15 protein-coding genes and 1 pseudogene are annotated in these 13,168 nt (G+C 61.9%); 15 read left to right on the plus strand and 1 reads right to left on the minus strand.

Annotation, left to right across the window (positions count from 1 at the left end):
- The coding region (locus tag ACQRCJ_RS10705; RefSeq protein ID WP_427799778.1) for a hypothetical protein at positions 1–211 on the minus strand (211 nt) is incomplete at its 3' end.
- 324 nt (positions 212–535) lie between these two features.
- Between ACQRCJ_RS10705 and pap the strand changes: the two genes are divergently transcribed.
- From pap to phnN, 15 genes and pseudogenes are all read left to right on the plus strand, one after another.
- Positions 536–2,029 carry a polyphosphate:AMP phosphotransferase gene (gene pap / locus ACQRCJ_RS10710; RefSeq protein WP_427799779.1) on the plus strand — a complete coding sequence of 498 codons (1,494 nt, stop codon included), beginning with the start codon at positions 536–538 and terminating at the stop codon, positions 2,027–2,029.
- Positions 2,030–2,497: 468 nt separating this feature from the next.
- Positions 2,498–2,797 carry a hypothetical protein gene (locus ACQRCJ_RS10715; protein ID WP_427799780.1) on the plus strand — a complete coding sequence of 100 codons (300 nt, stop codon included), beginning with the start codon at positions 2,498–2,500 and terminating at the stop codon, positions 2,795–2,797.
- A 58-nt stretch (positions 2,798–2,855) separates the two neighbouring features.
- On the plus strand, positions 2,856–3,044 hold the full coding sequence (locus ACQRCJ_RS10720) for a hypothetical protein (protein WP_297138617.1): 189 nt from the start codon (positions 2,856–2,858) through the stop codon (positions 3,042–3,044).
- A gap of 215 nt (positions 3,045–3,259) precedes the next feature.
- On the plus strand, positions 3,260–4,096 hold the full coding sequence (gene phnC, locus ACQRCJ_RS10725) for a phosphonate ABC transporter ATP-binding protein (protein WP_321032236.1): 837 nt from the start codon (positions 3,260–3,262) through the stop codon (positions 4,094–4,096).
- Positions 4,097–4,145: 49 nt separating this feature from the next.
- Entirely contained in the window at positions 4,146–5,114 is a 969-nt protein-coding gene (gene phnD, locus ACQRCJ_RS10730) for a phosphonate ABC transporter substrate-binding protein (protein WP_427799781.1), read from the plus strand.
- Positions 5,115–5,232: 118 nt separating this feature from the next.
- A complete protein-coding gene (gene phnE / locus ACQRCJ_RS10735) occupies positions 5,233–5,940 on the plus strand; it encodes a phosphonate ABC transporter, permease protein PhnE (protein ID WP_303956071.1) in 708 nt (235 codons plus the stop codon).
- A 1-nt stretch (position 5,941) separates the two neighbouring features.
- A complete protein-coding gene (locus ACQRCJ_RS10740) occupies positions 5,942–6,688 on the plus strand; it encodes a DUF1045 domain-containing protein (protein ID WP_303956070.1) in 747 nt (248 codons plus the stop codon).
- 22 nt (positions 6,689–6,710) lie between these two features.
- A complete protein-coding gene (phnG, locus tag ACQRCJ_RS10745) occupies positions 6,711–7,154 on the plus strand; it encodes a phosphonate C-P lyase system protein PhnG (RefSeq protein ID WP_204674068.1) in 444 nt (147 codons plus the stop codon).
- Positions 7,151–7,789 (plus strand): phosphonate C-P lyase system protein PhnH, encoded by a 639-nt coding sequence (phnH, locus tag ACQRCJ_RS10750; protein WP_427799782.1) that lies wholly within the window; start codon positions 7,151–7,153, stop codon positions 7,787–7,789. Before phnG ends, phnH begins: the two co-directional genes overlap by 4 nt.
- A pseudogene (locus ACQRCJ_RS10755) lies at positions 7,780–8,951 on the plus strand (carbon-phosphorus lyase complex subunit PhnI). The gene phnH and the pseudogene ACQRCJ_RS10755 overlap by 10 nt, the downstream one beginning before the upstream one ends.
- Positions 8,944–9,621: an alpha-D-ribose 1-methylphosphonate 5-phosphate C-P-lyase PhnJ gene (locus tag ACQRCJ_RS10760; protein ID WP_427799783.1), complete on the plus strand. Its 678-nt coding sequence runs from the start codon at positions 8,944–8,946 to the stop codon at positions 9,619–9,621. The pseudogene ACQRCJ_RS10755 and the gene ACQRCJ_RS10760 overlap by 8 nt, the downstream one beginning before the upstream one ends.
- 2 nt (positions 9,622–9,623) lie before the next feature.
- Positions 9,624–10,415, plus strand: a complete 792-nt coding sequence (gene phnK / locus ACQRCJ_RS10765; protein ID WP_427799784.1) for a phosphonate C-P lyase system protein PhnK — start codon at positions 9,624–9,626, stop codon at positions 10,413–10,415.
- A 14-nt stretch (positions 10,416–10,429) separates the two neighbouring features.
- Positions 10,430–11,143: a phosphonate C-P lyase system protein PhnL gene (phnL, locus tag ACQRCJ_RS10770; RefSeq protein WP_337429817.1), complete on the plus strand. Its 714-nt coding sequence runs from the start codon at positions 10,430–10,432 to the stop codon at positions 11,141–11,143.
- 53 nt (positions 11,144–11,196) lie between these two features.
- A complete protein-coding gene (locus ACQRCJ_RS10775) occupies positions 11,197–12,345 on the plus strand; it encodes an alpha-D-ribose 1-methylphosphonate 5-triphosphate diphosphatase (protein ID WP_427799785.1) in 1,149 nt (382 codons plus the stop codon).
- The gene (gene phnN / locus ACQRCJ_RS10780) at positions 12,345–12,947 is read left to right on the plus strand and encodes a phosphonate metabolism protein/1,5-bisphosphokinase (PRPP-forming) PhnN (protein ID WP_427799786.1); all 603 of its coding nucleotides are present in this window, start codon (positions 12,345–12,347) and stop codon (positions 12,945–12,947) included. Before ACQRCJ_RS10775 ends, phnN begins: the two co-directional genes overlap by 1 nt.
- The last annotated feature ends 221 nt before the right edge of the window (positions 12,948–13,168 follow it).

A 13,168-nucleotide genomic window follows, 5' to 3' on the forward strand; every position in this document is an offset into this window, starting at 1 on the left:
GACAGATTGTTTTCAAGAAACGTGCAGAGGTGATCTCATGATTGCGATGGGGGACAACGTGAAGCAAAATCAGATGCTCGTGGACATTTTGGAAAGATGCGTCATGCAGCTTGGCATCCTCGTAGCTCAGGGGCAAAAGGGCGGCCCTTTGACGATGCAGGAATATGTTCAGACGCAATTGGATATTTGGCAGGTCATAGAAAAGATGCATGTAACACACCAGGAACACAGATCATCGTCTGGATGGGAAGAAAAGCCGCACATGGGGCGGCCATGCCGTTTGCTGCGCGCTGCAAGCGGGCGGCACAGACGGCGCCTGCTGCGGAAAGTACCGTGCATCCCGGTATCCGGTTAGGGAGAAGGGCAGGATTCGCAGGATATTCCGGCCAGCGCGGGCTGACGAAGCCGAAGAAAAAAGCTATGCTGTTCCAAAACTCCGGGAGCAGAATGTGCGTTGACCGTCTTGGAGTGCCGGGAATGTTCCGGAGCTGCGTATCCGCTTCCCGCGCGAACATTTTGAGCAAGGTTGGATACTATGTTTGAATCGGCAGCCCTTGGCAGAGCATGCAGTAACAAAGAATTTGAAGAAAAAGCCCCCCAGCTGCGCATGCGTCTTTTCAATGCTCAGTTGCAATGCATCGAGCGCAAGATCCCCGTCCTGATCACGGTGGCCGGCCTGGTCGGTTCCGGACGCGGCGCCATCATCAACCTTTTGTCGGAATGGATGGACAGCAAGCATGTGCAAAACCATGTTTTCTGGCTGGTGACCGACGAAGAGAAGGCCCGTCCCTGGCCCTGGCGCTTCTGGCGGCAGCTTCCTGCTGCCGGACAGACGGCGGTCTTTTATGACGGCTGGTATGGTGAGGCCATGCGGCAGCGCTGCTGCAAGGATGTGGGAGAAAACGAATTCACCGCCAGCATGCATCGCTGGCAGGCCCTGGAATCCGGGCTGGCGGAATCCGGGATGGCCATTATCAAGCTCTGGCTCCATCTCAACAAAAAGGACCATGCCCGCGCGCTCAAGGAGCGTCAGGAGAACCGGGCCCTGGTGCATTTTTCGCCATCCGACAAGAAGATCGCCGCGGATTACGATGGTATGGTCAGTGCCGCGTCCCGGGCCATCATGCTGACAGACCGCGACAATGCGCCCTGGAGCATCATCGACGCCGCGGATCCCAATTTCCGCAACCTGTCCGTGGTGAAAGCCATCATCGCGGGCATCGAGCGGACCATCGCCGCCCACGATGCCCGTGCCGCCCGCCTCAAAGTGCTGGAATCCGTGCCCGAAGTGGAAGAGGACGCCCGTGAGTCCCTGGTCTCCACCCTGGATGCCATCGACCTTTCCAGCGTGCAGGCTCCCGAACATTACCAGAAGGAACTGAAACGCCTACAGAAGGAGATCTATCAGCTTTCGTTCCGGGCGTACAAAAAAGGCATCTCGTCCACACTCATCTTTGAAGGCTGGGATGCCGCCGGCAAGGGGGGAGCCATCCGGCGCCTCACTGCCGGGACAGATGCCCGCATCACGCGTGTCATCCCCATTAGCGCCCCTTCGGATGAAGAGCTGGCGCACCATTACCTGTGGCGTTTCTGGCGGCACATCCCCCGTGCCGGTTTCATCACCATCTATGACCGCTCCTGGTACGGCCGTGTCCTTGTGGAACGGGTGGAAAAGCTGACCCCCAAGGAAGACTGGGCCCGCGCCTATGCCGAGATCAATCATTTTGAGCATCAGCTGACCAACAACGGCAACATATTGCTCAAATTCTGGCTGCACATCTCGCCGGAGGAACAGCTGCGACGCTTTCGGGAGCGTGAGGCCATCCCGTGGAAGCGCTACAAGATCACCGATGAAGACTGGCGTAACCGTGATAAGTGGCCCGAGTACGCCCGCGCCGCGGACGAGATGTTCCTGCGTACCAGCACGGACGATGCCCCCTGGCATGTGGTCCCCGCGGAGAACAAGAAGTATGCCCGCCTGATGGTCCTGCGCATTTACAGGGATGCCCTGAAGCGCGCCCTGCGCTGACAGGATCCCTGCAGCAGAGCCCAGGCATGGAAAAGAGCCGGAGAGCTTCTCTGGCTCTTTTTTTATGCCCGGCCGGGGACCTGCGTGCAGGACAGGACGCGACGGGAGGATACAGATTCCAGGCTCTTGCGGAAGAGCCTGGTCTGCGGCCATTTCAGGAGAGGAACGGGATGGAGCGAGGCGCATAAGGAAAGCCCGAAGGCTTTTGTACACCGCTGTGCACCGCCGCAAGTGGAGCGGAATTGTCACCGGGCGCTCACAGCGTTGACGAATGGACGGGACAGTCTGAAAGCACATCCGGGCAGGAAGCAGACCGGCGGCAAGATGCTGCCTTTTGTCCCTCCTTACTCAGTCCTGTCCGGCACCCAGCCCCTTTCAGGGAGGTGGCGCATGATTCCCTCATTTTGTCCAGTCAGTTGCAGCCGTTGTGGTCGTTCGTTCATTCCCCAGTGCCAGAAGGAACGGCGCATGAATCGGGAAAAATCGTCTGTCAGAATCCCCCGAACCACCCGGACGGCAGAATCCCGGGCACAGACGAACGTGGAGGCGCGTTCTTCCAGAGCCGTGGAGCCGGTACGCGTACCTGTACAGCTTGTGGAATCCCGCTGGCAGGACATGCTTGACCAGGGGATGCTGGCTACCTGCCCGCGCATGCACCTGACGGCATCGCGTCTTCCCTGTGGCGAGCGTTCCGAATGCTTTGGTCTTTCCCGCTGTCAGTTCGTCCCCCAGAACATGAACCGTCCTTTGCGACGTACCTTCTTCTGATATGTTTGGAAGCAACCTGTCCCAGCCGGAATTTACGCGTGTTTCTGTGGAGAAGATGATGGCAGGCAGTCCGGATATCCCGCCCCTGTGCCGTGCCTGTCCGGATTATGAACGCCAGTGCATCATTTGCGGGCATGGGCCCGTGGTCGATTTTTATACTGTGGACGGCTGTTTTGTAGACAGTTCCGACATGTGCGGCGTCTGCACCTTCGGACGGCAGGAATGCCGCGATCCCAGCCGCTGGTGAGCCGGTAGCTGCTTTCATCTGACTGAAAACAAAAGGCATCCTTTCCTCCGTGGAAGGATGCCTTTTGTCGTTGGAGGGGGCAGGGGATGCTGCCGAATCGTCACATTCCCTCTTGCAAACGGTGACGGAAAGTCGGCCTTTCATCACGGACGCGTCACCGTTTCGCCATGCGTTTTGCCCATTGTGAGCCAGTCAACTTCAACGGGAGCATTCGCATGATCCACATCAGCAATCTCAATAAAACGTTCGGCAGCAGCAAAGGCCTTTCTCACATCAACCTGCATGTGGCCCCGGGAGAGATGGTGGCCCTCATCGGCTCTTCCGGTTCCGGCAAATCCACGCTCATGCGTCACATCTGCGGTCTGACCGCCGCAGACAAGGGCGAGAGCCTGGTGCGGGTCGATAACGAGATCGTGCAGAAGAACGGCTGTATCAGCCGGGACATCCGCCGCATCCGCGCCGGTATCGACATGATCTTCCAGCAGTTCAACCTAGTGGAGCGTATGAGCGTGGCCCGCAACGTCATGCTGGGGGCTTTGGCCCGCACTAGTCTGTGGCGCAGCCTGACCGGTGCTTTCCACACGGATGACAGGGAGCTTGCCCTTCGGGCCCTGGCCCGCGTGGGAATCGGGGAAAAGGCCTGGCAGCGCACCGGTACCCTTTCCGGCGGGCAGCAGCAGCGTGCCGCCATCGCCCGTGCTCTGGTGCAGCGTGCCCGCGTGCTGCTGGCTGACGAGCCCATCGCCTCGCTGGACCCTGAATCGGCCCGCAATGTCATGCAGACCCTGCGCGACCTCAACCAGAAGGATGGCCTCACCGTTGTGGTGACCCTGCACCAGGTGGATTACGCCATGCGCTTCTGCCCCCGTACCGTGGCCCTGAAAAAGGGCGAGATCGTTTACGACGGTCCTACGGAACGTCTGACGCCCCAGTTCCTGGCGGAACTGTACGGCGCTGAAAGCGACGAGCTTTTTGCCGCCAAGACCAGCGCCGCCCAAGAAGCGGTGACGCTGCCCGGCAGCCCTGTCCGCGAGACGTCCCGCGCTGCCTAGATCCCATCCCGAACCCTTTGCCTCACCACTTTATCCAAGGAGAAAATACATGTTTTCCCGTCTTCTTTCCGGCCTGCTGGTCTCTGCCATGCTGCTGGGCAGCGCGCTGACCGCCCAGGCGCAGCAGACCCTCAATTTCGGCATCATCTCCACCGAGGCCAGCCAGAACCTCAAGGTGCTTTGGGATCCTTTCCTCAAGGATATGAGCAAGGCCCTCGGCATGGAAGTCAAAGCCTTCTTTGCCAGTGACTATGCCGGTGTCATCGAAGGCATGCGCTTCAAGAAAGTCGACCTGAGCTGGATCGGCAACAAGGGAGCCATGGTGATGGTGGACCGCGCCAATGGCAAGGTCTTTGCCCAGACTACCGCTCCCGACGGCAGCAAGGGCTACTACTCCTGCCTGATCGTCAACAAGAAGAGCCCGCTCCAGAACCTCGACGACATGTTTGCCCAGGCCTCCAAGCTGAGCTTCAGCAATGGCGACCCCAACTCCACCTCCGGATTCCTAGTGCCCGGCTATTATGTCTTTGCCAAAAACGGCAAGGATCCCCAGAAGATCTTCGCCCGTACCGTATCGGCCAACCACGAGGCCAATGCGCTCTCTGTAGCCAACAATACCGTGGACGTGGCGACCTGCAATAATGAAGGTCTGGCCCGTCTGGCCATCACCGCACCCGAAAAGGCCAAGGAACTGCGCGTGATCTGGAAATCTCCCCTGATCCCCAGCGATCCCCTGGTCTGGCGCAAGGACCTGCCCGAAGTGACCAAGAAAAAGATCACGGATTTCATCTTCAGCTACGGCGTGAAGGGCGAGAACGTGGAGCAGGCCCGCAAGATCCTGACCGCCCTGCAGTGGGGCCCCTTCATCAAGTCCGACAACAGCCAGCTGATCCCGCTGCGCCAGCTGGAGCTGTTCCGCGCCAAGACGGTGCTGGAAGGCAACAAGGATATGGATGCCAAGGAAAAGGCCGCCAAGATCGCCGAGATCGAGCGTAAGCTGGCCGAACTCGGCAAATAGCGGGGACAGGGCACAAGGAACGCATCGTTATGGAAGCTGAAATGAAAATGGCCCTGCAGCCGCCGCGCGATCTGCGCGCCGAGACCTGCCGCCTGGTCATCTGGGGCCTTGTTCTGGCATGCTGGCCTGGGCCTGGCGCGGCGCCGAGATGAAGCCCATGGCGCTGGTGGAGCAGGGCGGCAACATCCTTACCCTGATAGCCGATTTCTTCCCGCCGGACTTTACGGACTGGCGCATGTATGTGGAAGAAATGATCGTCACCCTACATGTGGCGATCTGGGGCACCTTGCTGGCGGTCATCTGCGCGGTGCCGCTGGGCATCATGTCTTCCGAGAATATCGCTCCCTGGTGGATCTGCCAGCCGGTGCGCCGCCTCATGGATGCGGCCCGCGCCATCAACGAGATGGTCTTCGCCATGATGTTCGTGGTCGCCGTGGGCCTTGGCCCCTTTGCCGGTGTGCTGGCCCTTTGGGTGCACACCACGGGCACGCTGGCCAAGCTCTTTTCCGAGGCGGTGGAGGCCATCGAGGTCTCGCCGGTGGAAGGCGTCCGCTCTACCGGGGCCAGCTTTCTGGAAGAGATCATCTTCGGGGTCATCCCGCAGGTGTTCCCCCTCTGGATATCCTACTCGCTGTACCGCTTCGAGGCCAATGTGCGCTCTGCCACGGTGGTGGGCATGGTCGGTGCCGGCGGTATAGGCATGGTGCTGTGGGAACTGTTCCGCAGCTTCAACTTCCAGCAGACGTGCGCGGTCATGGCCATCATCGTGCTGGTGGTGACCCTGTTCGACCTGCTTTCCCAGCGTCTGCGCAAAATGGTGCTGTAAGATGGCCGCCCGTTACGCTCTCTACTACGCCCCCCACAAGGACGAGCCCCTGTACCGTCTGATGGCTCCTCTGTTCGGCCGGGACTGCCGGGACGGCAGCCGCCTGCCGGGCGGCCCCGTGGCTCCTGCGGGGGTGGAACATGGTCTTTGGACATCCCTAGCAAAAACGCCGGCCCATTACGGTCTGCATGCCACGCTCAAGGCGCCTTTTGAGCTGCGCTCCACCTCGGAGGGCATGCTGGCCGCCCTGAAGAATGCCTGCCGGAAGGTGGCGGAGCGTCATGCCTCCTGGCTGACGGCGCCGCTGGGTTTGCAGCGGCTGCCCGTCCACTCCGGTGAGCGCCAGGCCTCCTTTCTGGCCCTGGTCCCCCGGCAGGGGGATAGCGCGTCGGAATCGGCCATGGCCGCTCTGGAGCGGGATTGCGTGACGGAACTGGACCGTTTCCGGGCCCCTCTCGACCAGAGGGACGTGGAACGGCGGGAGCCTTTGAGTCTTGATGAGCGGCGCAATCTCCTGCGCTGGGGCTATCACCATGTACTGGATCTGTTCCGTTTCTACATCACCCTGACGGGTCCCCTGCCTCATGAGGGGGCGGAGCAGGTGGAAGCAGCCCTGAACCAGTATCTGGAACCGGTGATCGACAAGCCCCTGGCCATGGATTCTGTGTGTCTTTTTTGCCAGGCGGACCGGGCATTGCCTTTCCGCCTGACGACCCGCTTCGCTTTGGCGCGGACCGGGAATGCCTAACATAATGACTATTGGAAGTATCATGAACATGAGTTTGCGGCAGGAACGCATGCGCCTGCTGGCGCTTGCCCCGGAGACCAGCCTTGATGAGGCCCTGTCCGGGATCAGCCTGCCTGGCTACCGCATCGTGCGCGGGCCCGAAACGGGGCTCGTGATGGCCCGGGGACGCGTCGGCAATGTCGGCGATGTCTTCAACGTAGGGGAAGTGCTGGTCACCCGTTGTGTCGTCCAGCTGGAAGAAAAGACGCTTGGCCATGCCTGGATCATGGGGGAATCCCCCCGCCATGCGGAACTGGCGGCCCTGTGCGATGCCCTGTGGCAGCAGGAAAGCTACGCGGCGTTGCTGGACGAAAAGCTGCGGCCCTGCCTGGAACAGGCCATAGACGAAAAAAGAAAGGCTGCCGCCCGCGATGCGGCAGGTACGAAAGTCAACTTTTTCACCTTTGTCCGCGGAGAAGACCAGTGAGCGATCAGCAATGTTCCCGCCTGTCCTGGGCAGATCCTGTGGGACAGGCACAGCAGGTGTTCCGTCTGGCCCTTACCGCGTTGTCCCGGCCTGCCCAGACGCATGCTTTCGTGCCCTGCCCGGCGGATACCGCTGCGGATGAACTGCCTGCCGGGCTGAGCCCGGAACTGGCGGCCCTGGCCCTTTCGCTGTGCGATAACGAGACCACGGTCTGGCTGGCACCCGGACTGGATACGGAAGACGTCAGAGCCTGGTTCCGTTTCCACTGCGGCACGGTCCTGGTGGCCGAACCTGCCCAGGCCGCATTCGCCTTCGTCCCCGGTACGGAAGCGCTGCCTGATCTGCGTTGCTTCCATCAGGGAGAGGCTGAATACCCGGATCGTTCCACGACCATCTGCCTTGGCGGAGTAGAGGAGGGGAAAACGGCCGGCATCACCGCTTCCGATCCCGGCATCGTGGGCAGCTGCACCTTTGCCTGCCGTATGCCGGAAGATTTTCTGGCCCAGTGGCAGAGCAACCATGAGCAATTCCCGCTGGGTGTGGACATGCTGCTTTGCGGGCCGGGTTGCCTGACCGGTCTGCCCCGTACGACCTGCCTGATCCCTGCCGCAGACGAGGTGTCCAAATGTATGTAGCTGTAAAAGGTGGCGAAAAAGCCATTGCCGCGGCACATGCCCTGCTTGCCCGGGAGCGGCGGGGCGATGTGCAGATTCCTAAAGTAACACTTGAACAATTGGCAGGGCAGCTCAAGCTGGCCGTGGACCGCATCATGGCCGAGGGCTCCCTGTACAGCCCCGAACTTGCCGCACTGCCTTCAAGCAGGCCCAGGGCGACGCCGTGGAAGCCATCTTCCTGCTGCGCGCCTATCGCACGACCCTGCCCCGTTTCGGTGTTTCCGAGCCCATGGATACTTCCCGCATGCGGGTGGAGCGGCGCATCTCCGCCACCTGGAAGGATCTGCCCGGCGGACAGATCCTGGGATCCACCTTTGACTATACGCACCGCCTGCTGGATCGCGGTCTGGCCGTGCCCGGGACAGCTCCCCGGGACGTGGAGCCCGAAAGGACGGCGGAAGATCTGGCGATGATGGCGGCCGATGCGCAGGCCCTGCTGCAGGAACCGCTGCCCAGAGCCATGGACGCTCTTGGGCGCGAAGGCCTGATGGAATCCGTGGCCCCTTCGCATGAAGGCAATGATTGCCCGGACATCACCCGCCAGCCGCTGGAGCTGCCGGCCGACGGTTCCGGGGACCGGGCCGTGCGCCTGCAATCCATGGCCCGTGCCGATGAAGGCTTTTTGCTGGGCATGGCCTATTCCACCCAGCGCGGTTACGGCGCTGTCCACCCCTTCACCGGGGAATTGCGCCGCGGTTTCGTGGAGCTGACCGTCATCCCGGAAGAGCTGGGCTTTGCCATCACCCTGGGCGAAGTGGAGCTCACCGAATGCGACATGGTCAGCCGGTACACCGGCCGTGCCCTCGATCCCTGCTTCACCCGCGGTTACGGGCTCGTCTTCGGCAACAACGAGCGTAAGGCCCTGTCCATGTCCATCGTGGACCGCGCCCTGCGTGCCCGGGAATTGCAGGAAGACCAGATCGGTCCTGCTCAGAACCCCGAATTCGTGCTCATGCATGGAGATAACGTGGATGCGTCCGGTTTCGTGCAGCACATCAAACTGCCGCACTATGTGGACTTTCAGGCGGAACTTTCCCTGATCCGCCAGCTGCGGGAACGTAAGCACGCGGAAGAGCAGGCTGCTGCCGCATCCGAAAAACATGCGGAGGCCAGCCATGCCTGAGAACCTGACGACCACGCCTGCGGCCTCCGGGCTGGAAGGCTACAACTTTGCCTATCTCGATGAAGGCACCAAGCGCATGGTGCGCCGGGCCCTGCTCAAGGCAGTGGCCATCCCCGGCTACCAGGTGCCTTTTGCCAGCCGTGAGATGCCCATGCCCTACGGCTGGGGGACGGGCGGCATCCAGGTCACGGCCAGCATCATCGGCCGGGACGACGTGCTCAAGGTCATCGACCAGGGCTCGGACGATACGACCAATGCCGTTTCCATCCGTCGTTTCTTCGAACGTACCGCGGCCGTGACCACGACCACCCACACGGGAGAAGCCAGCATCATGAGCCCGTCGCCCATCCCGCGTTTCGACAATCCCAAGATGCACCAGTGCCCGGCGCTGCAGCTTTTCGGTGCCGGCCGGGAAAAGCGCATCTACGCCATCCCGCCCTATACGGATGTGGTCAGTCTCGACTTTGAGGATTACCCCTTCACGCCCCAGAGCTGGGATCAGTGCTGCGCCATCTGCGGCGCCACAGACACCTATCTGGACGAGATCGTCATGGATGACGCCGGGACGCGCATGTTCGTCTGTTCCGATACCGACAATTGTGCCCGGTGCGTGGCCGGGCAGGGCGGGGCCGGGCAGGGCGGCACTGCCGCTCCCAGGGAGGAGAAATAGCCGTGAGCCTCTTGGATACCAATCTTGATCCCGTCCTTTCCGCCCGCCAGCTGACGCGGCGTTACGGCAGCCGCATCGGCTACAAGGACGTTTCGCTGGATCTGTGGCCCGGGGAAGTCCTCGGCATCGTGGGCGAATCCGGCTCCGGCAAGAGCACGCTGCTGAACATGCTTTCCGGCCGTCTGGAACCTTCCGCCGGGTATGTCCACTACACGGCAGCTGACGGCAAGGTACTGGATATCCACAGCCTGGATGAAGCCCAGCGCCGCCGTCTGCTGCGTACCGAACTGGGCTTCGTCCACCAGCATCCCCGCGACGGCCTGCGCATGTCGGTCAGCGCCGGCGCCAATATCGGCGAGCGGCTCATGGCCAACGGGGCCCGGCATTACGGGAACCTGCGGGCCACGGCTCTGGACTGGCTGGAACGGGTGGAGATCCCCGTGCAGCGTGTGGACGATACGCCGTCCCAGTATTCCGGCGGCATGCAGCAGCGTCTGCAGATCGCCCGCAATCTGGTGACCACGCCGCGCCTCGTCTTCATGGACGAACCTACCGGCGGTCTGGACGTGTCTGTCCAGGCCCGCCTGCTGGACCTGCTGCGCCATCTGGTGCGCGACATGGGGCTGGCCGTGGTGCTCGTGACCCACGATCTGGCGGTGGCCCGGCTGCTCTCGCACCGTCTGATCGTCATGTACCACGGTGAAGTGGCGGAGACCGGTCTGACGGATCAGGTGCTGGACGATCCGCAGCACCCCTATTCCCAGTTGCTGGTCTCTTCCATCCTGCAGTGCTGACAAGGAGCGTTCACATGCATCAGTTCAACCATCCTGCCGGCGACGCTCCTGTGGTGGAGGTGCGTCACCTGTGCAAAACCTTTGTCCTGCACCAGCAGGGCGGTATCCGCATCCAAGCGCTGCAGGACGTCAATTTTGACGTGCGTGCCGGAGAATGTGTGGCCCTGCACGGGCCTTCCGGGGTCGGGAAGTCGACCCTGCTCAAGACCCTGTACGGTAACTATCTGCCCAGTTCCGGGCAGGTGATCGTCCGCTGCGAAGACTGCGAGACGGATATGGCCACGGCCTCCACGCGTGCCATCAGCCGTGTACGCCGGGAATGCATCGGTTATGTCAGCCAGTTCCTCCGCGTCATCCCGCGTGTGAGTGCCCTGGATCTGGTGGCCGAACCTCTGCTGGACGCCGGTGAAGACCGTGAGACGGCCCTTGATGCCGCGCAAAAGATGCTGACCCGCCTCAACCTGCCCGAGCGCCTCTGGCATGTAGCCCCGGCTACGTTTTCCGGCGGGGAACAGCAGCGTGTGAACATCGCGCGCGGGCTCATCCGGCCCATGCCTCTGCTGTTACTGGACGAACCCACCGCCTCTCTGGACGGCATCAACCGGCAGGTGGTCATCGACCTCATCCATGAGGCCAGGCAGCGGGGCAGTGCCATCGTAGGCATCTTCCATGATGATGTGGCCCGCAATGCCGTGGCGGACAGGATCGTCCCCATGGACAGGCCGTAACCTCGCCGATCCGCAAGAACAAACGATCACAGAAGCATAATCGGAGATCATCCATGAAAGAATATGTGTTGCGTAACGCCCGGGTGGTGACGCCCACCACCGTGATGCATGGTCATGTGCTGGTGCGTGACGGCCTGGTTGCCGATGTGGACGAAGGCGACATCCAGCCCACTGCCGCCCTGGAATGCATCGACTGCGAAGGTGACTATCTGCTGCCCGATTTTGTGGAACTGCACACCGACAATCTGGAAAAGCATCTGGTGCCCCGTCCCAAAGTTGTCTGGCCGCAGGCGGAACCCGCCTTTTTCGCCCATGATGCCCAGATCGTGGCGGCCGGTATCACGACCGTGTTCGATGCCCTGTCCGTGGGCGAATACCACGACAAGGGGCGCATCGCCATGCTGGGCCGCGGTGTGGATGCCCTGAACCATTGCCGCCAGTCGGGCATGCTGCGTGCCGACCATCTGCTGCATCTGCGCTGTGAAGTGGCCGATCCCCGCATGCGTGACCTGTTCTTCCCCCTGTCGGACACGCCCTGCCTGAAGCTGGTCTCCCTGATGGACCATACGCCCGGGCAGCGCCAGTGGCGTGATACCACGGCCTACCGGACCTATTACAGCAATATCAAGTCCTGGACCGATGAAGAGTTCACGGCCATGATGCACGAGCTGGAAGAGGTGCGGGACAGCTGCGCCAATGATAACGCCGCCTCGGTCATGGAATTTTGCCGTCAGCGCCATCTGCCCATGGCCAGCCATGACGATACGCTGGTGGAACATGTGGAGGAAGCCCTGAGCAACGGCATCTCCATCAGCGAGTTCCCCACTACCACGGAGGCTGCCTGCTGCGCCTCGGAAAACGGGATGCTGGTCATGATGGGGGCCCCCAATGTCGTGCGCGGCGGGTCCCATTCCGGCAATGCCTCGGCTCTGGACGTGGCCAAAGAAGGGCATCTGGGGGCCCTGTCCTCCGACTACGTGCCCGCCAGCCTGCTGGCCGCGGTCTTTGAGCTGGCCGCCAAGGAGATCATGCCCCTGCCCGCAGCCGTCAATCTGGTCAGCGCCAATCCGGCCGAAAGCGTGGGGCTGGATGACCGCGGCCGCATCGATAGCGGACGCCGTGCGGACATGGTCCGCGTCCACCATATGGACGACATGCCGGTGGTCCGCAATGTCTGGCGTCAGGGCGTGCAGGTGTACTGATGCGCGGCACACTCATCTATGTCATGGGACCGTCGGGATCCGGCAAGGACAGCCTGTTGTCGGCCCTGCGGCCCCGGTTGCGCGGCCTGCCGGTAGCCTTTGTCCGGCGCTACATCAGCCGTCCTGCCTGCGCCGGAGGGGAACAGCATATGGCCCTTTCCGCCGGGAGCATCCTTTCCATGGAGGCTCGGGGGCGTCTGGCCATGCGCTGGAGCAGCCACGGCTGCCAGTACGGCATCGGCCGCTCCATCGACGGCAGTCTGGAGCACGGCATCTGCGTGATCGTCAACGGTTCTCGGGAATATCTGCCGGAAGCCCTACGGCGCTATCCTGATCTTCTTCCCGTGCTGGTGGAGGTGGAGCCGGCCATCCTGCGGCAACGCCTGCTGGCCCGGGGAAGAGAGCAGGGCAAAGACCTGGAAGAACGTTTGCAGCGCGCGCTGGCACCATTGCCTGCCGCTGGCCTGGAGCGGCTCGTACGCATCGACAACTCCGGCAAGCTGGAAGCGGCGGTCGATGGCCTGGAGAATATCGTGCGGGCTGTCCTGCCGGTGCGCGGCATGCCGGGCACCCCTCAGGGAACGCAGGGCAGCGCTGCCTGAAACAAACCTTTAGAGCAGCTCTGATGAAAAAAGGGCTCCTTCCCTGTGGGGAAAGAGCCCTTTTGCTGTCCATGTCGTTGTACCGTACGCACAGCCGGCGTGTTTCCATGCGCACGGCACGACACGCGCATGCGCCGGACAAATGCGCCGGAAGCTCCAGCGACTGAGGTGAGAGCGTGCTTGAAGATTAAAGCGATACTTTAAGAATCGAGCGTTTAGAG

Source organism: Desulfovibrio sp. SGI.102, assembly GCF_050314315.1.
Lineage (GTDB): Bacteria > Desulfobacterota > Desulfovibrionia > Desulfovibrionales > Desulfovibrionaceae > Desulfovibrio.